The sequence below is a fragment of the Streptomyces sp. WZ-12 genome (assembly GCF_028898845.1).
Lineage (GTDB): Bacteria > Actinomycetota > Actinomycetes > Streptomycetales > Streptomycetaceae > Streptomyces.
This window is the reverse complement of the sequence record NZ_CP118574.1, coordinates 5,758,959-5,783,817: the sequence shown is the minus strand read 5'-3', so window position 1 is coordinate 5,783,817 and position 24,859 is coordinate 5,758,959. Positions and strand designations below refer to the sequence as shown.

Annotated in this window: 14 protein-coding genes; 5 read left to right on the top strand and 9 right to left on the bottom strand. The window is 73.1% G+C overall.

What is annotated here, in order from left to right; all coding sequences use genetic code 11:
• Positions 1-294: 294 nt before the first annotated feature.
• The 5 genes from PV796_RS25015 to PV796_RS24995 form a co-directional block, all read right to left on the bottom strand.
• The gene (locus PV796_RS25015) at positions 295-1,584 is read right to left on the bottom strand and encodes a citrate synthase (protein ID WP_274915635.1); all 1,290 of its coding nucleotides are present in this window, start codon (positions 1,582-1,584) and stop codon (positions 295-297) included.
• 176 nt (positions 1,585-1,760) lie between these two features.
• A complete protein-coding gene (recD2, locus tag PV796_RS25010) occupies positions 1,761-4,019 on the bottom strand; it encodes an SF1B family DNA helicase RecD2 (RefSeq protein ID WP_274915634.1) in 2,259 nt (752 codons plus the stop codon).
• Between the two features lie 104 nt (positions 4,020-4,123).
• Positions 4,124-5,050, bottom strand: a complete 927-nt coding sequence (locus PV796_RS25005) for a sugar phosphate isomerase/epimerase family protein (protein ID WP_274915633.1) — start codon at positions 5,048-5,050, stop codon at positions 4,124-4,126.
• Positions 5,047-6,174 carry a dihydrodipicolinate synthase family protein gene (locus PV796_RS25000; protein ID WP_274915632.1) on the bottom strand — a complete coding sequence of 376 codons (1,128 nt, stop codon included), beginning with the start codon at positions 6,172-6,174 and terminating at the stop codon, positions 5,047-5,049. Before PV796_RS25000 ends, PV796_RS25005 begins: the two co-directional genes overlap by 4 nt.
• Entirely contained in the window at positions 6,171-7,319 is a 1,149-nt protein-coding gene (locus PV796_RS24995) for a Gfo/Idh/MocA family protein (RefSeq protein ID WP_274915630.1), read from the bottom strand. Before PV796_RS24995 ends, PV796_RS25000 begins: the two co-directional genes overlap by 4 nt.
• Positions 7,320-7,519: 200 nt before the next feature.
• On the opposite strand from PV796_RS24995, the gene PV796_RS24990 reads away from it, so the two are divergent.
• The gene (locus tag PV796_RS24990; protein ID WP_274915628.1) at positions 7,520-8,404 is read left to right on the top strand and encodes a sugar phosphate isomerase/epimerase family protein; all 885 of its coding nucleotides are present in this window, start codon (positions 7,520-7,522) and stop codon (positions 8,402-8,404) included.
• A 188-nt stretch (positions 8,405-8,592) separates the two neighbouring features.
• On the top strand, positions 8,593-10,413 hold the full coding sequence (locus PV796_RS24985) for a glycoside hydrolase family 3 protein (protein WP_274915626.1): 1,821 nt from the start codon (positions 8,593-8,595) through the stop codon (positions 10,411-10,413).
• 109 nt (positions 10,414-10,522) lie between these two features.
• Here PV796_RS24985 and PV796_RS24980 read toward each other — a convergent pair whose 3' ends face one another.
• The 3 genes from PV796_RS24980 to PV796_RS24970 form a co-directional block, all read right to left on the bottom strand.
• On the bottom strand, positions 10,523-11,941 hold the full coding sequence (locus tag PV796_RS24980) for a S28 family serine protease (RefSeq protein WP_274915624.1): 1,419 nt from the start codon (positions 11,939-11,941) through the stop codon (positions 10,523-10,525).
• Positions 11,942-12,024: 83 nt separating this feature from the next.
• Positions 12,025-16,041 carry an ABC transporter ATP-binding protein gene (locus PV796_RS24975; protein WP_274915622.1) on the bottom strand — a complete coding sequence of 1,339 codons (4,017 nt, stop codon included), beginning with the start codon at positions 16,039-16,041 and terminating at the stop codon, positions 12,025-12,027.
• A gap of 171 nt (positions 16,042-16,212) precedes the next feature.
• Positions 16,213-19,044 carry a discoidin domain-containing protein gene (locus PV796_RS24970; RefSeq protein WP_274915620.1) on the bottom strand — a complete coding sequence of 944 codons (2,832 nt, stop codon included), beginning with the start codon at positions 19,042-19,044 and terminating at the stop codon, positions 16,213-16,215.
• Positions 19,045-19,278: 234 nt separating this feature from the next.
• Between PV796_RS24970 and PV796_RS24965 the strand changes: the two genes are divergently transcribed.
• Genes PV796_RS24965 through PV796_RS24955 form a run of 3 tightly spaced genes read left to right on the top strand, consistent with a single transcriptional unit; the run spans position 19,279 to position 23,019 of the window.
• Positions 19,279-20,037: an ATP-binding cassette domain-containing protein gene (locus tag PV796_RS24965; RefSeq protein WP_274915618.1), complete on the top strand. Its 759-nt coding sequence runs from the start codon at positions 19,279-19,281 to the stop codon at positions 20,035-20,037.
• The gene (locus tag PV796_RS24960) at positions 20,009-22,375 is read left to right on the top strand and encodes a YhgE/Pip domain-containing protein (protein WP_274915616.1); all 2,367 of its coding nucleotides are present in this window, start codon (positions 20,009-20,011) and stop codon (positions 22,373-22,375) included. Before PV796_RS24965 ends, PV796_RS24960 begins: the two co-directional genes overlap by 29 nt.
• Positions 22,372-23,019: a TetR/AcrR family transcriptional regulator gene (locus PV796_RS24955; RefSeq protein WP_274915615.1), complete on the top strand. Its 648-nt coding sequence runs from the start codon at positions 22,372-22,374 to the stop codon at positions 23,017-23,019. Before PV796_RS24960 ends, PV796_RS24955 begins: the two co-directional genes overlap by 4 nt.
• Before the next feature lie 100 nt (positions 23,020-23,119).
• Here the strand turns inward: PV796_RS24955 and PV796_RS24950 are convergent, their stop codons facing one another.
• Positions 23,120-24,859, bottom strand: coding sequence for a thiamine pyrophosphate-binding protein (locus tag PV796_RS24950; protein ID WP_274915613.1), 1,740 nt, complete (start codon positions 24,857-24,859; stop codon positions 23,120-23,122).

The following is a 24,859-nucleotide window of genomic DNA, read 5'->3' as shown; positions in this document are numbered from 1 at the left end:
CGTTGGCCGGGGCGACGCGCCCGGGGAGCTTTGAGCGGCCCTCCCGTATGTGCGCGTCCCGGCAGAGCGCGGTGCAACCCGGAACGCCCGGCCGGATCCCGTGGGGGGAATCCGCACCGGGACATGGGAAGCGCCCCGCACTCTGGACCCGTGGGGGGATCCGGAGGCGGGGCGCTTTCGCATAGGCGCGCCCGCGTCACGGCACCGGAAGGGGCGCCACGATCGCGTTTGCGCGATTATCGATCACCAGTGCGTAACGGCCGGTCCTGTCCGGCCGTTACGCAGCGGCCGGACTCAGCGCTCCTGGACGGGCACGAAGTCGCGCTCGACGATGCCGGTGTAGACCTGGCGCGGGCGGCCGATGCGGGAGCCGGGCTCCGTGATCATCTCGTGCCACTGGGCGATCCAGCCGGGCAGCCGGCCGAGCGCGAAGAGCACGGTGAACATCTCGGTCGGGAAGCCCATCGCCCGGTAGATCAGGCCGGTGTAGAAGTCGACGTTCGGGTAGAGCTTGCGCTCGACGAAGTAGTCGTCGGCCAGCGCGTGCTCTTCCAGCTTCAGGGCGATGTCGAGGAGCTCGTCCTCCTTGCCCAGCGCCGAGAGGACGTCGTGCGCCGCCGCCTTGATGATCTTCGCCCGGGGGTCGAAGTTCTTGTAGACGCGGTGCCCGAAGCCCATGAGCTTCACGCCGTCTTCCTTGTTCTTCACCTTGCGGATGAAGGTGTCGACGTCGCCGCCGGCGTCGCGGATGCCCTCCAGCATCTCCAGCACCGACTGGTTGGCGCCGCCGTGCAGCGGGCCCCAGAGGGCGTTGATGCCGGCCGAGATCGAGGCGAAGAGGTTCGCCTGCGAGGAGCCGACCAGGCGCACGGTGGAGGTCGAGCAGTTCTGCTCGTGGTCCGCGTGCAGGATCAGCAGCTTGTCGAGCGCGCTGACCACGACCGGGTCCAGCTCGTACTCGGCGGCGGGGACCGAGAAGGTCATCCGCAGGAAGTTCTCGACGTAGCCGAGGTCGTTGCTCGGGTAGACGACCGGGTGGCCGACCGACTTCTTGTACGCGTAGGCCGCGATGGTCGGCAGCTTGGCCAGCAGGCGGATCGTGGAGATGTACCGCTGCTGCTCGTCGAACGGGTTGTGGCTGTCCTGGTAGAACGTCGACAGCGCGCTGACCACCGAGGACAGCATGGCCATCGGATGGGCGTCCCGCGGGAAGCCGTCGAAGAAGCGCTTGACGTCCTCGTGGAGCAGGGTGTGGTACGTGATGTCCTGCTTGAAGGTCGCCAGCTCGTCGACGGTCGGCAGCTCACCGTTGATGAGGAGGTAGGCGGTCTCCACGAACGTGCTGCGCTCCGCGAGCTGCTCGATCGGGTAACCGCGGTACCGCAGGATGCCCTTCTCACCGTCGAGATAGGTGACCGCGGATTTATACGCCGCGGTGTTGCCGTAACCGGAATCCAGGGTCACCAGACCGGTCTGGGCGCGCAGCTTCGAGATGTCGAAGCCCTTGTCGCCGACCGTGCTCTCGACGACCGGGTAGCTGTATTCGCCGTCCCCGTAACGCAGTACTACAGAGTTGTCGCTCACGTCATCCCTCACCGACGTTGTGCCTCTTCTTCGAGGTGCCCTGACTGCCTATACCTTCCCCCATTTGGACCTTGGATGTGCACTCGGGGTCGGCCATAGGGCCTCAACGCGGCACTCAGTGCCGCGTTGGAGTCCATCCTGCTCCCGTTCGCCCCGATTACGAAAGGGGGGAGACCTCAGATCGCTCCGGAGAGTCGGTGGGCGAGCGCGGTGTGCCTCCGACCGGCGGATACCGTCCGCACGGCCTGCCCGAGGGCCCTACGGGAGCCGACCAGCACCACCAGGCGTTTCGCCCGGGTGACGGCGGTATAGAGCAGATTGCGCTGGAGCATCATCCAGGCGCTGGTGGTGACCGGAATCACCACCGCCGGATACTCGCTCCCCTGGGAGCGATGGATCGTCACCGCGTAGGCGTGGGCCAGTTCGTCCAGTTCGTCGAAGTCGTAGGGGACCTCCTCGTCCTCGTCGGTGAGGACCGTCAGTTGCTGCTCGACGGTGTCGAGGGCCGTGACCACGCCCACCGTGCCGTTGAAGACGCCGTTGCGGCCCTTCTCGTAGTTGTTCCGGATCTGGGTGACCTTGTCGCCGACGCGGAAGACCCGGCCGCCGAAGCGGCGCTCCGGCAGATCGGGGCGGGCCGGGGTGACCGCCTGCTGGAGCAGGCCGTTGAGCGAGCCCGCGCCGGCCGGGCCGCGGTGCATCGGGGCGAGCACCTGGATGTCCCGACGGGGGTCGAGGTCGAACTTCGCCGGGATGCGGCGCGCCACCACATCGACCGTCAGCCGGGCCGCCTCCTCCGCGTCCTCCTCGGGGAAGAGGAAGAAGTCCGGAAGGCCACTGGTCAGCGGCGGGACGCCGGAGTTGATGCGGTGCGCGTTGGTGACCACACCGGACTGCTGGGCCTGGCGGAAGATCCTGGTCAGACGGACCGCCGGCACGATCCCGCCCTTCGCCCGACCGGCACCCCCGTCCGACCCGCCACGCGGGGCCCCTTCCCCGGCCAGCAGGTCGCGCAGCACCTCGCCGGCGCCGACCGACGGGAGTTGGTCCACGTCCCCGACCAGGAGCAGATGGGCACCCGGCGGCACCGCCTTGACGAGCTTGTTCGCCAACAGCAGATCGAGCATCGACGCCTCGTCGACCACCACCAGATCGGCGTCCAACGGGCGGTCGGCGTCGTAGGCGGCGTCCCCGCCCGGCCTGAGCTCCAACAGGCGGTGGACGGTGGACGCCTCCGCGCCGGTCAGCTCCGCCAGCCGCTTGGCCGCCCGGCCCGTGGGGGCCGCGAGCACCACCGTGGCCTTCTTGGCGCGGGCCAACTCGACCACCGAACGGACCGTGAACGACTTGCCGCAGCCCGGCCCGCCGGTGAGCACCGCGACCTTGCTCGTCAGCGCCAGCCGGACCGCGTCCCGCTGCTCCGGCGCCAACTGCGCCCCCGTACGCCGGGAAAGCCAGGCCAGCGCCTTGTCCCAGTCCACGTCCTGGAACACGGGCATCCGGTCGTCGTCGGTGCGCAGCAACCGGGACAGCCGGCCGGCCAGGGAGATCTCGGCGCGGTGGAACGGCACCAGATACACCGCGGTGACCGGCTCGCCGCCCTCCGGGCCGGGCACCTTCTCGCGGACCACGCCCTCCGGGTCCTCGGCCAGCTCGGCCAGGCAGTCGATGACCAGGCCGGTGTCCACCTGGAGCAACTTCACCGCGTCCGCGATCAGTTGCTCCTCGGGCAGGAAGCAGTGCCCCTGGTCCGTGGACTGCGAAAGGGCGTACTGAAGGCCGGACTTGACCCGATCCGGACTGTCGTGCGGGATGCCCACCGACTGGGCGATCTTGTCGGCGGTCAGGAAGCCGATGCCCCAGACGTCGGCGGCCAGGCGGTAGGGCTGGTTCTTCACCACCGAGATCGACGCGTCGCCGTACTTCTTGTAGATGCGCACGGCGATGGAGGTGGAGACGCCGACGCCCTGGAGGAAGACCATGACCTCCTTGATGGCCTTCTGCTCCTCCCAGGCGGCGCCGATCAGTTTGGTGCGCTTGGGGCCCAGACCGGGCACCTCGATCAGGCGCCCGGGGTCGGCCTCGATCACGTCGAGGGTGTCGATGCCGAAGTGCTCGGTGATGCGGTCGGCGATCCGGGGGCCGATGCCCTTGATGAGGCCCGAGCCCAGATAGCGGCGGATGCCCTGGACGGTGGCGGGCAGGACGGTGGTGTAGTTCTCCACCGTGAACTGCTTGCCGTACTGGGGGTGGGAGCCCCAACGGCCCTCCAGGCGGAGCGACTCCCCCGGCTGCGCCCCCAACAGCGCCCCGACGACGGTCAACAGCTCGCCGGAACCACGGCCGGTGTCGACGCGGGCGACCGTGTAGCCGTTCTCCTCGTTCGCGTAGGTGATCCGCTCCAGGACCCCCTCCACCACAGCTCCATTGACCATGCCTCGACGGTACCGCCGGGGGGTGACAGCGGGGGCGGGCGGGAGCGCGGCCCCCGCCCCCGCTTCCCCTTCGGGGGAGGCGTTCAGGCGGGGCCCGGCGGAGGTCAAGTGACGTGGTGGGTGAAGCGGGTGATGATCTCCGTGAGGACTTCGGTGCCGTCGCGGGACCACAGGGACGGATTGAAGATCTCGACCTCGATGGGGCCCGCGTAACCGGTGGCGTCGACGCGTTCGCGGAACCAGCGCAGGTCCACCGAACCGTCGCCCAACTGCCCGCGTCCCAGGAGGACGCCCTCGGGAAGTGGCGTGATCCAGTCGGCGAGTTGGAAGGCGGCGATCCGGGAGGGGGGTGAGGCGGGCGAGGAAGGTGCGGGGGGTGCTGGCCGCCGTTCCGGGTCGGTCGCTCCCCCGGCCACTGCCCCGCTCGCGCGGGCCAGTTGGGTGGCGAGGGTGTCGTCCCACCACAGGTGGTAGGTGTCCACGACGACGCCCACCTGGGCGGCGGGGAAGCGTTCGGCCAGGTCGAGGGCCTGGGCGAGGGTGGAGACCACGCAGCGGTCCGCCGCGTACATCGGGTGCAGCGGTTCCAGGGCCAGCCGTACGCCGTGTGCGGCGGCGTACGGGGCGAGTTCGGCGAGGGCGTCGGCGACCCGTTCGCGGGCGCCGGGCAGGTCCCGGCTGCCGGGCGGCAGGCCGCCGGAGACCAGGACCAGGGTGTCGGTACCGAGCGTCGCGGCCTCCTCAATGGCGGCCCGGTTGTCCGCCAGGGCGGCCGCGCGCTCGGCGGGGTCCTCGGCGGTGAAGAAGCCGCCCCGGCAGAGGGTGCTGACGGTGAGGCCGGCGACGCGGAGGAGGCGGGCGGCGGCGCTCGCCCCGTAGGCGTGCACCGGCGCGCGCCACAGGCCGACGGCCCGCAGGCCGGCCCGGGCGCAGCCGTCGGCCAGTTCGGGCAGCGACCACTGTCTCAGGGTCTCCTGGTTGAGGCTCAGGCGGGAGAGGAGCCGGGCGCGGGAGGGGTTCGGGTCCGTCATGGGGTGCCTGGCTCCTCGATGCCGTGGACGGCCAGGAGGGCGCGCATTCTGGCGGCGGCCAGGTCCGGGTCGGGGAACAGGCCGAGCGCGGCGGCGAGTTGGTGGGCGCGGCGCAGGTGGGTGAGCGAGCGGGCGGACTGGAGGCCGCCGACCATGGTGAAGTGGGACTGGTGTCCGGCCAGCCAGGCGAGCAGGACCACGCCGGTCTTGTAGTAGCGGGTGGGTGGCTGGAAGAGGTGGCGGGCCAACGGGACGGTCGGGTCCAGGGCGGCGCGGAAACCAGCCGGGTCGCCGGCGTCCAGGCGGCGGACGGCCGCGGCGGCCAACGGGGCGAGCGGGTCGAAGACGCCCAGGAGGGCGTCGCTGGAACCGTGGGCGTCGCCGGCGATCAGTTCCGGGTAGTGGAGGTCGTCGCCCGTGTAGCAGCGGACTCCCTCGGGGAGTCGGCGGCGCAGCGCGACCTCCCGGTCGGCATCCAGGAGGGAGACCTTGACGCCGTCCACCGCGCGGGAGTTGTCGGCGACGATGTCGAGGAGGGTCTCGGTGGCGGTGTCGAGGTGCGGGCTGCCCCAGTAGCCGGCCAGCGCCGGGTCGAACATCGGGCCGAGCCAGTGCAGGATCACCGGACGGGTGGTCTGGCGCAGCAGGTGCCCGTAGAGCTCGCGGTAGGTGTCGGGGCCGGCCCCGAGGGCGGCGAGTTGGCGGGAGGCCATCAGGACGGGTTGGGCGCCGGCGTCCTCGGCGACGGCGAGCTGCTCCTCGTAGGAGGCCCGGACGTCCGCCAACGTGGCGCCGGTCGGCGGGAGTTGGTCGGTGCCGGCGCCGCAGGCGAGGCGGCCGCCGACGGTGCGGGCCTCGGTGGCCGAGCGGCGGATCAGCTCGGCGGCGCCGGCCCAGTCCAGGCCCATGCCGCGCTGCGCGGTGTCCATCGCCTCGGCCACGCCCAGCCCGTGCGCCCAGAGGTGGTGGCGGAAGGCGAGGGTGGCGTCCCAGTCGAGGGCGGCCGGGCCGTCCGGGGTGGTGTCGGCGTGCGGGTCGGCGACCACGTGGGCGGCGGCGAGGACCGTACGGGAGCGCGGCTGTGGGGGCCGCCCGTTGGGGGACGCGGCCGGCGGGCCCGTCAACGGGACAGTTCCGGTACGGGGAGCCGGCGGCCCTCGGCCGAGGAGCGCAGGCCCAGTTCGGCGAGTTGGACGCCGCGGGCGCCCGCCCAGAGGTCCCAGTGCCAGGGCCCGTCGGCCGCCACGTGGCGCAGGAAGAGCTCCCATTGGGCCTTGAAGGCGTTGCCGAACGCGGCGTTGTCGGGGACCTCCTGCCACTGGTCGCGGAACGGCTCGGTGGACGGGAGGTCGGGGTTCCAGACCGGTTTGGGGGTGGTGGCGCGGTGCTGGACGCGGCAGCGGCGCAGCCCGGCGACGGCGGAGCCCTCGGTGCCGTCGACCTGGAACTCCAGCAGTTCGTCGCGGTGGACCCGGACCGCCCAGGAGGAGTTGATCTGGGCGAGGACGCCGCCGTCGAGTTCGAAGAGGGCGAAGGCGGCGTCGTCCGCGGTCGCCTCGTACGGGGCGCCGGATTCGTCCCAGCGGCGCGGGAGGTGGGTGGCGACCCGGGCCTGGACGGCACGGACCGGCCCGAACAGCTCGTGCAGGACGTACTCCCAGTGCGGGAACATGTCGGAGGCGATCCCGCCGCCGTCCGCGGTGCGGTAGTTCCAGGAGGGGCGCTGGGCCACCTGCCAGTCGCCCTCGAAGACCCAGTAGCCGAACTCGCCTCGTACGGACAGGACTCGGCCGAAGAAGCCGCCGTCCAGGAGGCGGCGGAGTTTGCGCAGCCCCGGGAGGAACAGCTTGTCCTGGACGACGCCGTGTTTGACGCCGGCCTCCTGGGCGAGCCGGGCGAGTTCCACGGCTCCGGCGAGCCCGGTGGCGGTGGGCTTCTCCACGTAGAGGTGTTTTCCGGCGGCGATCGCCTGCTTCACGGCCCCTTCGCGGGCGGCGGTGATCTGGGCGTCGAAGTAGATCTCGACGCTGTCGTCGGCCAGGACGGTGTCGAGGTCGCGGCTCCAGGCGAGGCCGTGGCGGTCGGCCAGCGCCCGCACGCGCGGTGCGGAGCGGCCGACCAGGACCGGCTCCGGCCAGAGCACCGTGCCGTCGTCCAGGGGGAGTCCGCCCTGGTCGCGCAGGGCGAGGAGGGAGCGGACCAGGTGCTGGTGGTGACCCATGCGCCCGGTCACGCCGTTCATGGCGATGCGTACGGTCCGGCGTGTCACGGCCCGGCCTCTCTCCCGCGTGCGGCGGGGGTGGAGTGGGGACAGGGGGTGCGCGAAGTGGTGCCTGTGGACGGTCGGCGGGGGTGCCTGTGGATAGTGAGCGCGTACGTCGTGAGGGACGCTAACCTGCGGAGCAGATCACCAACAAGGGTGCGTAACAGGCGTTGATCCGCGTGCAGTTGTGACGGTGGGAGGCCGGTATGAGAGGCGGCGTGGCCGGGGGCGGTGGCCCGGTGGGGGTGCGGGCGGCGTTCTCCACGCTCGGGGTGCCGGGGGTGCCGGTGGCCGAGGTGGTGCGGTGGGCCGTGGCGTGCGGCTATCAGGGGGTGGAGTTGCGGGCCCACCCCGAGGAGCCGGTGCATCCGGGTCTGGGGGTGCGCGAACGGGCGGCGGTGCGGGGGCGGTTCGCGGCGGCGGGGGTGGCGGTGCTGGCCGTCGCCGGGTACGCGCGGGTCGCGGCGGAGTGTGCCGATGCGCCGGCGGAGGCGGCGCTGGCGCACGAGGTGGCCGAACTGGTGCACCTGGCGGCCGACTTGGGGGCGCGGTACGTCCGGGTCTTCCCCGGGGGCGGGGGCCGTCCGGCGGAGCGGGCGGAGGCGGACGCGGTCCGTCGGCTGTCCGCGGTGGCGCCGCTGGCCGCGGAGCGCGGGGTGCGGGTGCTGTTGGAGACCCATGACTCGCACCGCACCGGCGCGGCGGCGGCCCGGATCCTCGCGGCGGTGGACCATCCGCATGTCGGGGCGGTGTGGGACGTGCTGCACAGCTGGCTCGGTGGGGAGGCGCCGGCCGCGACCCGGGCGGCGTTGGGTCGCCACCTGGGGTACGTACAGGTCAAGGACGTGGCGTCGGCGCGGGATCTGACGCCGCTTCCGTTGGGGGCGGGGGTGCTGCCGCTGGCGGAGGTGGTGGCGGCGCTCGGGCCGGTGGACGGGGGATGGCTGTGTTGGGAGTACGAGAAGCGGTGGTATCCGGGGGCGGCGGAGCTCCCGGAGTTGTTGGCGGGGGGCCGGGCCTATCTGGAGCGGCTGATCGACGGTGCGGCCGGGGGCGGGGGTGGTGGCCGGGGCCGGGAAGGCGGCGGCTGACGGTCGGCCGCGCGGGCCGCCGTACGGGGGCGCGGCGGGCGCCCCCACCACACCCCCGCGCCGCCCGCAATCCCTGGGCGGCGCCGGCCCCCGTCGTCGTTGACCGGTCCTGGTTTTCCGGCTATCCGTGGCTCCTCGGACGTTCTCTTTCCTCCATGCGTTCGAGGAAGCCCCCGGAAGGAGCGCAGATGCACTCCAGACGTACCGTCCTGACCACCGCCGCCGCGGCCGCCGCGGTCGCCGCCCTGGGCGCCGGCCCGGCGGACGCCGCCCCCTCCCCCGTCCCGTCGCCCCCGCACGCCACCCGTGAGCGGCTGCGCCGGCTCATCGCCCGGATGACGCCGGAGGAGAAGGCCGGGCAGCTCTTCGTGATGCGGGTGTACGGGCACTCCGCGACCGACCCCGACCCTGCCGACGCCGCCGCCAACCGCAAGGAGATCGGCGTCGCCAATGCCGCCGAGCTGATCGCCAAGTACCACGTCGGCGGCATCATCTACTTCGGCTGGGCGCACAACACCCGCGATCCGCACCAGATCGCCGCGCTCTCCAACGGCATCCAGGAGGCCGCCGCCGCCCAGCGCGTCCCCGTCCCGGTGCTGATCTCGACCGACCAGGAGCACGGCACGGTGGCCCGGATCGGGGCGCCGGCGACGCTGCTGCCCGGGGCGATGGCGCTGGGCGCCGCCGGGTCCGTCGACAACGCCCGGGAGGCGGGGCGGATCTCCGGGCAGGAACTGCTGGCGATGGGGATCCGGCAGGACTACGCGCCGGACGCCGACGTCAACGTCAACCCCGCCAACCCCATCATCGGCGTGCGGTCCTTCGGGGCCGATCCGCAGGCCGTGGCCCGTATGGTCGCCGCCCAGGTGCACGGCTACCAGGGCGCGGGGGTGGCGGCCTGCGCCAAGCACTTCCCCGGGCACGGCGACACCGACACCGACAGCCACGTCGGGCTGCCGTACATCCACCACTCCGCCCAGGAGTGGGAGCGGCTGGACGCGCCGCCCTTCAAGGCGGCGATCGCGGCCGGGATCGACTCGTTGATGACCGCGCACATCGTGGTGCCGGCCCTCGATCCCAGCGGCGATCCGGCGACGCTGTCCCATCCGATCGTCACCGGCGTGCTGCGGCGGCGGCTCGGCTACGACGGGGTGGTGGTGACGGACTCGCTGGGCATGCAGGGCGTCCGGGTGAAGTACGGCGACGCCCAGGTGCCGGCGCTGGCGCTGAAGGCCGGCGTGGACCAGTTGCTGAACCCGCCGGACCTGTCCGTCGCGCACACCGCGGTCGTCCGGGCGCTGCGCGACGGGGAGTTGAGCGAGCAGGAGATCGACGCCAAGCTGCTGCGGATCCTGCTGCTGAAGGAGCGCCGGGGGCTGTTCGCCGATCCGTACACCTCGCGGCAGCAGGTGGACCGGGTGGTCGGGGTGCGCGCGCACCGGGCCGCCGCGGACCGGATCGCGGACCGCACCACCACGCTGCTGCGCAACGACGGCGGGCTGCTGCCGCTGTCCCGGCGGCGGACCGCCCGGCTGCTGGTGGCCGGGGCGGATCCGGACGCGCCGTCGGGCACCGGCGGGCCGCCGACGAAGGTGCTGGCCGAGGAGTTGACCGAGTTGGGCTTCGCGGCGACCGCGCTGTCCACGGGGACGGCACCGTCCCGGGAGCTGATCGCCCAAGCGCGGGCCGCGCTGGCCGAGCGGGACGCGGCGGTGGTGGCGACGTATGACGTCACCGCGTCGTCGGCGCAGCGCGCGCTGGTCAGGGAGCTGTTGGCGACGGGGAAGCCGGTGGTGCAGTTGGCGGTCCGGAATCCTTACGACATCGCGGTGTTGGACGGGGTGCGGGCGGCGCTGGCGAGCTATTCGTGGACGGACGTGGAGCTGCGGGCGGCGGCCCGGGTGATCGCCGGGCGGCGGGATCCGGCGGGCCGGCTGCCGGTGCCGATAATGCGCGCGGACGCGCCGCACCGGGCGCTGTATCACCTCGGGCACGGGCTGCGGTACTAGCCGCGAAGTCCGGTGGGTGCGCTCCCGTTTCCCGTCGTACGGCGGAAAACGGGAGCGCACCCTCGTGCCTACGGGCCGCGCGGGTGCGGGCCCACCGGCGTGGCAGTCCCTACGGGCGCAGGGTCAACTCCCGGTGGTCCTGCGGCCGGTCCAGGGTGGTGTTGTAGGGGGGCTGGACGAGGGACCGGCCGCCCGCGGGCACCGGCAGGCCGGCCCAGGTGAGGAGCGAGGCGGTGGCCTTGGTGCGGTCGGCGTCCTTGAGCTGGGCGATGTTGGAGCCGTGGTTGCCGCCGGGGACGGTGTAGAGGTACGAGTCCCGTGCGCCGCGGCCGAGTTGGAAGTGCTTGGCGTTCCAGGGGTCGAACTGCCCGTTGACGAACATCATGCGGGTGGCGTGCTGCCGCACCCAGCGGTCGACGTCGGGCATCGCGCGCCGGTCGAAGGGCATGGGGATCGATCGGGGCACGAAGCTGCGGGAGTTGTTGATGCCCGGGTAGCGCAGCAGGCCGCGGAGGTTGGGGTAGTGGTACTTGGGCTCACCGAGCTGGGTGCCCGCCTGGTAGTAGTACGGCTGGTACTTCTCCAGGCCCTGGTCGGTGTAGGAGTCGAAGCCGCCGACCTTGTCGATCCAGGTCCACAGGGTGTCGGTGGAGGCGGTGGGGGCGGGCAGCTCGGCGCAGGCGGTCTTGGCCGGCTGGTACTGCCAGAAGCCGAAGACCAGGTCGGTGACGAGGACTTCGTAGGCCCGGTCGGCGTTGCCGATGAGGCGGAAGGTGCGCTTGTTGTCGGCGGCCCACTTCTCGTAGCGGTTCACCATCTCGTCGCGGCGGAGCAGCGCCTCGCGCTCGATCTTGCCGACGGCGGTGCGGCAGGCGGGGGTGCCGACGGTGGCGAAGAAGCGGTCGTAGGGGCGGCTGTCGGCGCGGTCGGTGTTGTTGGGGGCGACGTAGGCGACGGTGCCGTTCATGTCGTGCGGGAAGAAGCGGCGGTAGTAGGTGGCCGTCATGCCGCCCTTGCTGCCGCCGGTGGCGATCCAGTTCTTGGGATAGACGGCGTGCAGGGCCTGGAAGATGCGGTGCTGGTCGGTGGCGGCCTGCTTGATGTCCAGTTTCTTCCAGTCGGTGGGCACCGGGCGGGAGGGGGTGAAGTAGCGGTATTCCAGGGAGACTTGGTTACCGTCGATGATCTTGGTGGGTTCGCTGCGGGACGGCGTGGTGCTGACGTTGTAGCCGGAGGTGTAGAAGACCGTCGGGCGGTCCACGGACTTGTGGAGCACGGTCAGCCGCTGTTGGAAGGTGCCCCGGTCCGGGTGTCGGTGGTCGATCGGCTGGGTGTAGTCGAGGACGAAGTAGCGGTAGCCGTCGACCGGCTGCTCCTCGATGAGGTGCATGCCGGGGATCGCCAGGAGGCGGTCCTTGATGTCGGTGCCGTCCCGGCCGGCGGCGGAGGCGACGGTGGTCGGCGCGCTGACGCTCACCGCGCTTATCAGTGCGGCGAGCGTCAGCAACCATCTCTTGCGCGTGCGCATGGGCCCTCCCGTGGATGACTTCAGGTCGGGCCGAACCTATCGGCGCATCCGGGGCGCCACCAGCCCCCGCCCGCGCGCGGCGCTCACACCCGCAGGGCCTCCTCCTCGCCGGTGAAGGTCCGCCACAGCTCCGCGTACCGGCCGCCGTGGGCGAGGAGTTGGGCGTGGGTGCCGTCCTCGGCGATCCGGCCGCGGTCGAGGACCACCACCCGATCGGCGCGGGCGGCGGTGGTGAGCCGGTGGGCGACGATCAGGGTGGTGCGCGCGGCAGCGCTCGGTGAGGGGTGGTGGTCGGGCGAGGGGCTGGCCGTGGTGCGGGACCCGGTGTCGGCGCGGCGGGCGGAGAGCCGGTCGGTGGCTTGGTTGACGACGGCCTCGGTGGCCAGGTCCAGGGCGGCGGTGGCCTCGTCGAGCAACAGGACGTCGGGGGCGGTGAGTTCGGCGCGGGCCAGGGCGAGGAGCTGGCGCTGGCCGGCGGAGAGGTTGCGGCCGCGCTCGGCGACCTCGTGGAGGTAGCCGCCGTCGAGGGTGGCGATCATGGCGTGGGCGCCGACGGCCCTGGCGGCGGCTTCCACTTCGGCGTCGGTGGCGTCCGGGCGGCCGTAGGCGATGGCGTCGCGGACCGTGCCGGCGAAGAGGTAGGACTCCTGGGGGACGACGCCGAGCCGGCGGCGGTAGCCGGTCAGGTCCAGCTCGCGCAGGTCGGTGCCGTCGACGCGGACCGCGCCGGAGGTCGGGTCGTAGAAGCGGGCGACCAGCTTGACGAGGGTGGACTTGCCGGCGCCGGTCTCGCCGACGAAGGCGACGGTCTGGCCGGCGGGGATGGTCAGGTCGACGCCGGTCAGGGCCGGTTCGTCGTGGTCACCGTAGTGGAAGTGGACGCCGTCGAAGGTGATGTCGCCGCGCAGTGCGGGGACCGGGCGGGGGTCAGCGGCGGGCGGGGTGGAGGTGGGCTGGGCGAGGAGCTCGCGGATCCGGCCGAGCGAGACGGACGCCTGTTGGTAGCCGTCGAAGACCTGGGAGAGCTGCTGGACGGGGGCGAAGAACAGGTCGATGTAGAGGAGGTAGGCGACCAGGGCGCCGACGCTGAGGGTGTGCCCGGCGATCCGGTCGGCGCCGACGATCAGCACCAGGGCGGACGCCACCGACGACAGCAGTTGGACGAAGGGGAAGTAGACGGATATCAGGAACTGGCCGCGCACCCGGGCCCGGCGGTAGGCGTCGCTGTGCGCGGCGTACCGCTGCGAACCGTGGCCCTCGCGGCGGAACGCCTGGACGATCCGCAGCCCGGCGACGTTCTCCTGGAGGTCGCCGTTGACGGTGCTGATCCGCTCGCGGGCGAGCTCGTACGCCTTGACGCTGCGCTTGCGGAAGACGTAGGTGCCGAGGATCAGCGGGGGGAGGGTGACGAAGACGACCAGGGCGAGCTGGACGTCGATGACGAGCAGGGCGACGAGTATGCCGAGGAAGGTGAGGACCGAGACGACGGCGGTGACCAGGCCGGTCTGGAGGAACGTGGACAGGGCGTCGACGTCGGTGGTCATCCGCGTCATGATCCGGCCGGTCAGCTCGCGCTCGTAGTAGTCCAGGCCGAGGCGCTGGAGCTGGGCGAAGATCTTCAACCGGAGCGAATACAGCACGCGTTCGCCGGTGCGGCCGGTCATGCGGTTGGCGCCGATCTGGGCGGCCCATTGGGCGATGACCACGGCCAGGGCGAGGGCGGCGGCGGTCCACACGCCGGCGAGGACGCCGCGCCGGACGCCGTCGTCGATGCCCTGTCGGATGAGGACCGGCAGCAGCAGCGAGGCGAGGGCGTCCACCGCGACCAGCAGGAAGGCCAGCAGCAGCGGCCCGCCGAAGCCGTGCAGCAGCCGGCGCAGGCCGTAGGAGCGCTCGGGGCGGACGGCGGCGGCCTCGTCGATGTCGGGGGTGTCGGTGGCCGGGGGCAACGCGGCGACCTGGGCGAGGAGTTCGGGGGTGGCGGGGGTGCCGGCCATGGCGGCGGCGACGCCGGGGCCGGCGGCGGTGGCCGCGCGGGGCGCGGTGCCGGCGGCGCCCTCCTCGGCCTCCTGCTCGCGGCGGACCCACAGCTCGGGGGTGATGCCGCCGGTGGCGGCCGCGGCGGCGGGGTCCTCGGCGGGCCCGTCCGGATCGGCGTCGACCAGGGCCTCGGTGCGGAACCGGCGGGGGTCGTCGGTGGCCGGCTCCAGCAGGGCGGTGGTGCCGGATGCCGCGTACTCGCCGTCGAAGGAGCCGGCCACGGCGCCGGCGGGGTCGTGCGGGACGCCGCCCAGTTCCTCGGGGTCGGTCAGCAGCCGGCGGTAGAGGGGGCAGCGCTCGGCGAGCTCCTCCTGGGTGCCGATGTCGACCAGGCGGCCGCCGTCGAGGACCGCGACCCGGTCGGCGAGGGCGAGGGTGGAGGCGCGGTGGGCGATCAGCAGCGTGGTCCGGCCCGCCATCACGCCGCGCAGCGCCTCGTGGATCTCGTGCTCGACGCGGGCGTCGACGGCGGAGGTGGCGTCGTCGAGGACCAGCAGCCGGGGGTCGGTGAGGATGGCGCGGGCCAGCGCTATCCGCTGCCGCTGGCCGCCGGAGAGGGTCAGGCCCTGCTCGCCGACCTCGGTGTCGTAGCCCTGGGAGAGCTCGGTGATGAAGCCGTCGGCCTGGGCGGCGCGGGCGGCGGCGCGGATCTGCTCGTCGGTGGCCTCGGGGTGGCCGTAGGCGATGTTGTCCCGTATGGAGTCGGAGAACAGGAAGCTGCTCTCGGGGACCAGGCCGATGGCGGCGCGCAGCGACTCCAGGGTGAGGTCGCGGACGTCGTGGCCGCCGACCAGGACGCGGCCGGCCGTGACGTCGTAGAAGCGGGGCAGCAGCAGGGAGACGGTGGACTTGCCGCTGCCGGAGGTGCCGATGACGGCGACGGTCTCGCCGGCGTCGATGCTCAGCGAGAAGGCGTCCAGGACGGGGCGGGGTGCGGGCGCGGCGTCGGCGTCGGCGTCGGACCGGCCGGCCGCGTCGGGGGCGGCGGCCGGGGCGTGGTGGGGGCCGTAGCCGAAGGTCACCTCGTCGAAGACCACGGTGGCCGGGGCGTCGGCGGGCAGCGCGTGGGCGTCCGGGCGCTCGGTGATGGTCGGCTCGGTGTCGATGAGCTCGTAGACCCGCTCCACGCCGGCCCGGGCCTGCTGGGCGACGGTCAGCATCATCGCCAGCATCCGGACCGGGCCGACCAGCTGCGCGAGGTAGGTGGAGAAGGCGACGAAGGTGCCGAGGGTGATGTGGCCCTGGGTGGCCATCCAGCCGCCGAGCGCCAGCATCGCGACCTGGCCGAGGGCGGGGACGGACTGAAGGGCGGGGGTGTAGCGGGAGTTGAGGCGGACGGTGCGCAGCCGGGCGGCGAACAGTCGGCGGCTGACCGCGCGGAGCTTGCCGGTCTCCTGGTCCTCCTGGCCGAAGCCCTTGACGACCCGGACGCCGGAGACCGCGCCGTCCACGACGGTGGCGACCGCGGCGGCCTGCCCCTGGGCGTACCAGGTGGCGGGGAAGAGGCGGGTGCGGCTGCGCCGGGCGATGAGCCACAGGGCCGGGGCGACGGCCAGCGCGACGACGGTCAGCAGCGGCGAGAGGAAGGCCATCACGGCCAGGGAGACGGCGAAGAGCAGGACGTTCCCGATCATCATCGGGAGCATGAACAGCAGGCTCTGGATGAGCTGGAGGTCGCTGGTGGCGCGGCCCACGACCTGGCCGGTGCTGAGCTCGTCCTGCCGGCGGCCGTCGAGCCGGGCTATCGCGTCGAACATGCGGGTGCGCAGGTCGTGTTGGACGTCCAGGGCGAGCCGGCCGCCGTAGAAGCGGCGGAGGTAGGTGAGGACGTAGACCACGACGGCGGCGGCGATCAGGAGCGTCGCCCAGGGGGCGAGGGACCGCTCGTGCCGCACGATCACGTCGTCGATGATCAGCTTCGGGATGAGCGGGACGAGGGCCATGACGGCCATCCCCGCGAGCGAGGCGAGGAGCGCCAGCAGGGCGTCCCTGCGGTAGCGCCAACAGTCCCGGCTCAGCCGCCGAGCCCAGCCTTTGTGTGTCGTGTCCGTCCCCGCCACCCGATGCCTCCCGTGCGTCGTCTGTTCGCACGGGCCAACGCCCGGGGCCCGGGATTTCATCCCGCCGCAATAATCCGACGCGCGAAATCCGGGACATCCCGCAGGGCGGGCCGAAGATCCCCTACGGGATGCCCCGGACCAGGGCACCGGGGTGTGGCCACCGGAGCTGGCTCACCGGGCCCGGGCCACCTCCAGTTCCGCCAGGCCCGGGTGCGGGGCGGGCTTGCCGCCGGGCGCGGGCCGGGTGTCCCCGTGGACCACGATGCGGACGTACCGGGCCGGGCTGCGGCCCGCATAGCCGGTGCCCGTCCAGTGGGTGCCGTCCCGGGAGACCTGGACGTTGTAGGAGCGGGGGCGGGTGGCGGTCCAGTGCGGGGTGATCTGTCCGACGGTGACGGTGCGGCCGAGGTCGACGGTGAGGGTGCCGTCGGCGGCGTTCGGGACCCAGGCGGTGGTGGCGTTGCCGTCGACCGCGGCGGCGGCGTAGGAGCCGGGCTCCTCGGAGGTCGCGGTGGCGGTGGCGCAGCGGGCGACGTCGGTGGTCGGGGCGAGGTCGGGGCGGCGGGTCTTGAGGACGGCGGGGACGCCGCGGCTGACCAGCTTGTCGCCCTCGGGGGTGGCCAGCGGCAGGGCCGGGCCGGCGGTCAGGGTGACGGTGGTGTGGTGGGCGCCGAGCGCGACGTCGAAGGTGCGGCCCTGCCAGTGCAGGCCGCGCAGGGTGACGCCGCCGGCCAGTTGGGGCGGCAGCAGCGGGTCCAGGTGGACCCGGTCCTCGGCCATCCGCAGGCCGGTCAGGCCGTGGGTGAAGACCTGGAGGAAGCCGCCCTTGCCGGTGAGGAAGTCCTGGGCGGGGCGGCCGGCGTGCGGGTCGCCGGCGCCGGCCTTGGCGCCGCGGGCCTCGGAGAACTCCGCGAACGGGCCGCGGACGAACGGCCGGATGGCGCGCTGGAGATAGGTGTACGTGGCGCAGCCCGGCTCCCCCAGGGCGGCGGAGTCGATGGCGTGCACGGAGTCGGTCATGGCCGGGCCGTCGGGGTCGGTGTGGGCCGCGTAGTAGTCGAGGGTGGCCGCGGCCTGCTGCCGGGTCATCGGCCACTGCAGGGGGTACATCAGCAGGACCGTGTCGGCCTGCTTTATGGTCGTCCCCTTGTAGCCGGCGTACTGCTCGAAGACCTTCTTGGCGGGGTCGTAGGGGATGCGCAGCTTGTCGGCGACGGTCTTCCAGGCGGCGGGGACCGGCCGGCCCAGGAGGGCGGCGGCGCGGGCGGCGTGGCGCAGGGCGGTGGCGGCGCCGGCGTTGGTGAAGACCCCGTCGTTGACACCGTTGCTGTACTCGTCGGGGCCGGCGACGTCCTTGATCGAGTAGCTGCCGTCGGCGTTGCGGGTGGCGCGGGAGGCCCAGAAGTCGGCGATGCCCTGGAGGACGGGCCAGCCGCGGGACGTGAGCCAGGCGGTGTCCTTGGTGGCGAGGTAGTACTGCCAGGCGGCCAGCGAGATGTCGCCCATGAGGTGGTTCTGGGTCCTGCAGTGCGGCGGGTCCCAACTGTGGCACTCGGTCCACAGGTCGCCGGTGCTGCCGCTGGTCCAGGAGTAGAACAGGCCCCGGTAGCCGAGGCGGCGGGCGTTGGCGCGGGCGGCGTCCCGGGTGCGGTAGCGGTAGTCGACGATCGAGCGGGCGAGGTCGGGGTGGGTGGCCAGCAGCCCCGGGTACATCCAGGTCTCGGCGTCCCAGAAGATCTCGCCGGCGTAGTTGTCGCTGGTCAGGCCGGTGGGACCGACGCTGTTGGCGCTGCCGCGGCGGGTGGCGGACAGCAGGCCGTACTCGGCGGAGCGGATCCACGACTGGAGGGCGGGCTGCCCGGGCACCTCGATGTCGCTGCGCCACAACGCCCGCCAGGCGGCGCGGTGTTGGGCGGTCAGGGCGGTCCACCCGCGGTCGGCGGCCCGGCGGGAGGCGGTTTCGGCGGCGGTGCGGGGCGTACGGGAGGTGAGCGCGGCGTCCACGCCGACGTACTTGGTGAGCTCGTAGGTGTGGTTGCTGCGGACCGGGAAGGTCAGCCGCTGGTGGGCGGTGAGGTCCTGGGCGGTGGTCGAGGCGCCGGAGCGGGCGGTTCCGGCGCGCGGCTCGGGGCGGGGCCCGCCGGCGTGGACGCCGTCCCCGGCGCGGAGGGTGGAGGCGACGGCGCCCGCGGTGTCGGTGCCGTCGGTGCGGAAGCCGACCGCGACGGTGCCGTCGCGTCCGCCCGGTGCCGGCCCCGCGGGGTGTATCCGGCGGGCGCCGCGGCCGTCCAGGGTGTCGGTGACGGTCGCCTCGCCGCTCCAGTGGGGCGTCATCCGCAGCCGGACCGCGGCGGTGTGCGGGTCGGCCCGGTCGGCGAGCACCTCGTAGACCAGGTCGGTGGCACGGCCGTCGGCGGCGGTCCAGGTCAGCGAGGTGCGGACGGTGCCGCAGCGCAGCGAGACGGTCTGGCGGTAGTGGGTGAGGCGGACCGGGGCGGTGGCCGAGGAGAAGGTCTCGGCGTGCGTGCCCCCGGTGGCGACGTCGAGGGTGCTCCAGGTGGGGAGCGCGGCGATGGCCTGGCGGCCCTTGAGGTCGGCCGGGCCCTTGGCGTAGAGGCCGGAGACGAACGAGCCGTCGTATGCGGGGGTCTTGAGCGGCCAGCCGGTGGTGCCTCCGGGGGCGGCGTAGCCCGTCCCGTTGGGCGGCACCCGTCCGCCGAGGTAGCCGTTGCCGACGTAGGCGTGGTAGTCGCCGGTGGCTTCGGGGGAGGTGGCGGTGGCGGCCCAACCGGGGGCGGTGCAGGAGCGCTGGGCGCCGTCGGCGGTGGGCGGGCGGTCCGCGGCGACGGCCGGGGCGGCGGGGGCGAGGGCCGCGACCAGCGTGCCGGCGAGCAGTGCGGCGAGCGGGCCGCGCGGGCGGCGGGGGTCGGTGCGAGGGGCCGACGGTATGCGTCCGACGGCGGCGTGGTCGTGGTGGTGCGGCGTCCGCTCCGTGTGGTCCATGGCTCTCCGTCCCCGCGCGCCCGGGCCGCGTCTGCGGCCCGGACCCAGCCTCGGCTCTGACCGACGTCTGCGCACCCTATGGCCCGACCGTCCCTGCGGTCACCCGTTTCCCCGCGGATTCGTCGACTTCCGGCCGGACCGTCGATTTCCGGCCGTGCGCCGCCCCCGATTGGTCAACGAGGGCCCGCGTACGGCACACTTTTAGACTGACCAGTCAGATCAAAAGGAGGGGTTGTGGAGACCACCCGTCAGGGGGCGGCCGTCAACGCCCGGGGAATCGGAGTGAAGGGCCCACGCGGGTGGGCCTTCAGAGGCGTCGACATCACCGCGGACCCCGGGTCGCTGATCGCCGTGCAGGGACCGTCCGGTTCCGGCCGCACCTGCCTGCTGCTCGCGCTCACCGGACGGATGCGGCTCACCGCGGGCGCCGCCGCGGTCGCCGGCTTCCCGCTGCCCAAGCGGATGGGAGCGGTCCGCAGCCGCACCGCGGTCGCGCACGTGCCCGGCGTCGCCGACCTCGAACCGGCCCTCACCGTCGCCGAACACCTCCAGGAACAGGCCCTGTTGGGCCACCGCGGCACGCCCCTGTGGGGCCGCCGCCGCAAGGAGGCCACCCGGGCCCTGGTCGACGCCGCGCTGGCGACCGCCGGCCTCGACCCGGACACCCTGCCCAAGGGCCTGCGGACCTGCGTCCGCGACCTGGAGCGACTGGAGGCGCTGCGCCTGTCGGTGGCGCTCGCGGCGATGCACCAGCCGCGCCTGCTGGCCGTCGACGACCTCGACCTGAAGCTGTCGTCCGAAGAGCGCGCCGCCGCCTGGCAGTTGCTGCGGGACGTGGCGTTGACCGGCACCACCGTGGTCGCCGTCGCCTCCGACGCCCCGGCGGACGCCCTGGTCGTGTCGACCGCCGCGGCCGCCACCCCCGAGACCCACCAGCCCGAAACCCACGAGGAGGAAGCGGCGCATGCGTTCGCCGAAACTGGCCGCGCTTGAGCTCAGGCGCTTCGGCAGGGGCACACTCCCCCGCCTCGGCCTCGTCGCCCTGATGCTGATCCCGCTGCTGTACGGAGCGCTCTACCTCTGCTCCTTCTGGGACCCGTACGCGCGGCTGGACAAGATCCCGGTCGCGCTGGTCAACGAGGACCAGGGCGCCACCTCCGACGGCAAGAAGCTGACCGCCGGTGCCGACCTGGCGTCGAACGTCAAGGACAGCAAGACGTTCGACTGGAAGGAGGTCAGCTCCAAGGACGCCGCCAAGGGCCTGGAGCAGGGCAAGTACTACCTCTCGCTGACCGTCCCCAAGGACTTCAGCCAGAAGATCGCCTCCAGCGGCGGCAACGAACCGCAGACCGGCGCGCTCCAGGTGCGCACCAACGACGCCAACAACTACATCGTCGGCTCCATCTCCAAGACGGTGTTCTCGGAGATCCGCGCCAAGACGTCGGCGAAGTCCACCCGGGCCTTCTTCGACAAGATCTTCGTGTCGTTCTCGGACCTGCACGACGAGACCGCCAAGGCCGCCGACGGGGCGGGCAAGGTGGATGACGGGCTGGGGACCGCCAGCCAGAAGTCCGGCGAACTCGCCGACGGCCTGAACAAGTTGAACGACGGCGCCGGCAAGCTGGACAAGGGCGCCGGCGACCTCAGCAACGGCGCCGGCAAGCTGGGCAAGGGCGCGGGGGACCTGAGCAACGGCGCGGGCAAGATCGACAAGGGCGCGGGAGACCTGAGCAACGGCGCCGGCAAGCTGGACAAGGGCGCGGGAGACCTGAGCAACGGCGCCGCGCAGGCCGCTTCCAAGGCCAAGGAACTCAGCCAGGGCGCGAGCCAGGTCGCGGACGGCACTCAGCAACTCGTCGACACGGTTGACGGCGTTGCCAAGAAGGACCTGCCCTTCCTGAAGGAGCACGGCGAGAAGGTCGCCAAGTTCGCGCAGGTCGTCGCCAACGTGACCCAGGACCTCGACGATTTCCTCGGCAGGCTGACCAATGCCCCCAAGGTCGCGGCGGGAACGCAGAAGACCGCCGACAACTACCAGTCGCTCTACGCGGCGCAGTGCACGGGCGGCAACTCCGAAGCCAACTGCGCCAAGATGAAGCAGGACGCGAGCGACGCCACCGACACCGCCAACGACGCCAAGCAGCTGAACAAGGCCGTCGCCGGCATCGACCTCAGCCGCCTGCGCACCCAGCTCCGCGACGTGCACCAGGGCGCCCAGATGGTCGCCGACCAGGTGCCGGACGTCGTGAAGAACGCGGACGGCCAGCTGGCCAAGCTGAATCAGCTCAACGCCGGTGCCCACAAGGTCGCCGACGGCGCCAGCCAGTTCGCCAACGGCCTGGGCACCCTCTCCAACGGCGCCGGCGACCTCGCCAACGGCGCCGGTCAGCTCCACAAGGGCGCCGGCGACCTCGCCAACGGCGCGGGCCAGCTCCACAAGGGCGCCGGCGACCTCGCCAACGGCGCGGGCCAGCTCCACAAGGGCGCCGGCGACCTCGCCAACGGCGCCGGTCAGTTGCACGACGGCCTCGGCACCGCCCACGACGGCGCCGAGAAGCTCAGCGGTGGGCTCTACCAGCTCAAGGACGGCGCCAACCAGTTGGCCAGCGGCCTGCACAGCGGCGTCGCCAAGATCCCGGACTACGACAAGAAGGACCGCGACGACCGGACCGACGTGATGTCCGACCCGGTCAAGCTGGCCGCCAAGTCCATGCACAAGGCGCCCAACTACGGCACCGGCCTCGCCCCGTACTTCATCCCGCTGTCCCTCTGGGTCGGCGCGATGGTCGCGTACATGCTGCTGGCGCCGCTCGGCAAGCGGGCGTTGGCCGCGGGCGCGCCCGGCTGGCGGATCGCGCTCGGCTCCTGGCTGCCGGCGTTCGCCATCGGCGTCGTCCAGGTGCTGGCCCTGATGGCCGTGCTGCACTGGGCCCTCGGCCTGGAGATGGAGCGCGCGGGCGCCACCATCGGCTTCCTGATGCTGGCGACGGCCTGCTTCACTGCCGTCATCCAGTTGCTGAGCGCCTTCTTCGGCCCGGCGGGCCGGGTGTTGACGCTGGTCATCCTGATGCTCCAGCTCACCTCGGCGGGCGGCACCTACCCGGTGCAGACCAGCCCGGGCTTCTTCTCCTTCATGCACCCGCTCCTGCCGATGAGTTACGTCGTCGACGGCCTCCGACGGCTGATCACCGGCGGCGACCTGGACATCGTCTGGCAGGGCAGCATCGTGCTCGCCGCGTTCACGCTCGGCGCGCTGGCCCTGACCGCCCTCGCGGCCCGCAGCCGCCAGGTGGTCCGGATGAAGGACCTGCACCCGGAGCTCAGCCTGTGAGCACCCGCTCCGGGAGCGGGGGCGGCGCCGTCACCGGCGTCGCCCCCGCGGCCTCCCGCCGTGCCTCGACCCGGCGCCGGCTCTTCGACGCCGCCGTCACCCTCATCGCCGAACAGGGCTTCTCCGCCACCACCGTCGACGAGATCGCGGACCGCGCCGGCGTCGCCAAGGGCACCGTCTACTACAACTTCAGCAGCAAGAACGTCCTCTACGAGGAACTCCTGCGGGACGGCGTCGACCTGCTCGCCGCCTCCCTGCGCACCGCCGCCGATGGCACCGTCGCCGGCGGCGGCACCCGGGTCGACGCCCTCGACGCGATGATCCGCGCCGGCCTGGACTTCATCGCCGGCTCCCCCGCCCTCACCCAGCTCTACGTCGCCGAACTCTGGCGCACCAACCGCACCTGGCGCGCCACCCTCACCTCCGTACGGGGCCGCGCCCTAGCGGTGGTCGAGTCGGTCCTCCAGGACGCCGTGCGCTCCGGTGAGTTGAGCGACGAACTCGACGTCCCGCTCACCGCGTCCGCCCTGTTGGGCATGGTGCTGGTCGCCGCGCTGGACTGGCAGTCGTTCCAGCCGGAACGGTCGGTCGACGAGGTGCACGCCGCGCTCTCCCAACTGGTGCAGGGGCGCGTGGGGGCGTAACGCGCCGCCACACCTCCGGGCCCGGTAGACCTCGTCTCCGGGTCCGGTTTTTCTTCTCCCTTCGGAGCCCCCCGCCTGGCGCCCGGTGCTGCCCCCGGCGTCAGTCCGGCAGGTGCGTGGGGGCGAACATCCGCAGCCGGGCCGGCAGGACGACGACCGAGGGGCCGGGGGCGGCCAGCGCCGCCGCCAGGTCCGCGCCGAGCCGCTCCGGGTCCGTCCGGACCGCCGGCACCCCGAACGACTCCGCCAGCGCCACGAAGTCCGGCCGGGTCAGCTCGGTGGCCTCGGCCGCGGTCGCGCCGAACGCGTCGGTCATGTACTCCCGCAGGATGCCGTAGCCGCCGTCGTCCACGATGAGCCAGGTCACCGGGAGGTCGTACTGGCGCGCGGTGGCCAGTTCGGCGAGCGAGTACATCGCGCCGCCGTCGCCGGAGACCGCCAACACCGGGCGGTCCGGGGCGGCGAGGGCCGCGCCCAGCGCCGCCGGGAAGCCGTAGCCGAGGCCGCCGGCGCCCTGCGCGGAGTGGAACGCGTTGCTCCGCCGCGGGTCGAAGGCCGACCAGGCCCAGTACGCCAGGATCGTCATGTCCCAGCAGCTCACCGCGGTGTCGGGCAGCGCCGCGCGCACCGCGGCGAGGGCCTCCCGCTCCAGGTCGAGCCGCTGCCCGTCCAGCCGGCCGCGCACCCGCTCCAACAGTGCGGCGACGGCGGCTTCGGGGGACGGCGCATCGGGGCCCGGACCCTGGAGTCGCTGCGGCGGCTGTTCCGGGAGCCGCTCCGGCCATGGGTCCTGGCCCGGCTCCGGGAGCTCCGCCAGCAGTGCGGCCAGCGCCGCGCGGGCGTCCGCGTGGATGCCGAGCGCGGCGTGGTTGGACTCCAGCTTCCCGAGGTCGGCCTCGATCTGGAGGACGCGGCCGCGCGGCCGGAACGTGTGGTAGTTCGACGAGAGTTCGCCGAGCCCCGAACCGACCACCAGGAGGACGTCCGCCTCCTCCAGGAAGTCGGTGGCGTACCGGTCCTCCAACCAGGACTGGAGGGAGAGCGGATGCTCCCACGGGAAGGCGCCCTTGCCCCCGAAGGTGGTCGCCACCGGCGCCCGCAACCGTTCGGCCAGTGCCAGCAGTTCACCCTCCGCGCCGGCGCGCACCACCCCACCGCCGGCCAGCACCACCGGCCGCCGGGCCGCGCCCAGCCGCCGGGCCGCCTCGGCGATCACCTCCGGGCGCGGCGCCAATGTCCTTGGGGAGGCGGCCAGTTCGGCGACCACCGGGACGTCGACCGGTGCCAGGAGGACGTCCTGCGGGATCTCCAGCCACACCGGCCCGTGCGGGGCGCTCAGCGCCGACTCCCACGCCGCGGCCACCGCGGACGGGATCTGGGAGGCCGTACGCACCGTGTGCACGGACTTGACCACGGGCCGGAACGCGGCCGGCTGGTCGACGAGTTCGTGCAGATAGCCGTGGCGGCCGCCGCCGAGCCCGGCCACCGGCACCTGGCTGCCGATGGCCAGGACGGCGGCCGAGCCGGCGGCCGCCTCCTGGAGCGCGGGCAGCGTCAGCAGCGCGCCGGGACCGGTGGAGACCAGCAGCGGCGCGACCCCGCGGGTGGTCCGCGCGTAGGCGTCGGCGGCGAAGCCCGCGTTGTTCTCCACCCGCAGCCCCACGTACCGCACGCCGGGCGCGCGCCGGAGCGCGTCGAACAGGCCGAGCGCGTGCTGGCCAGGCAGCCCGAAGACGGTGTCGGCGCCGAGCGCGGTGAGCGACTCGATCACCAGGTCGCCACCTGTACGGGGCGTGAGGGGCGGCACGGTCGTGGGGGCGGGGGTCGGGGCGGTGCTCAT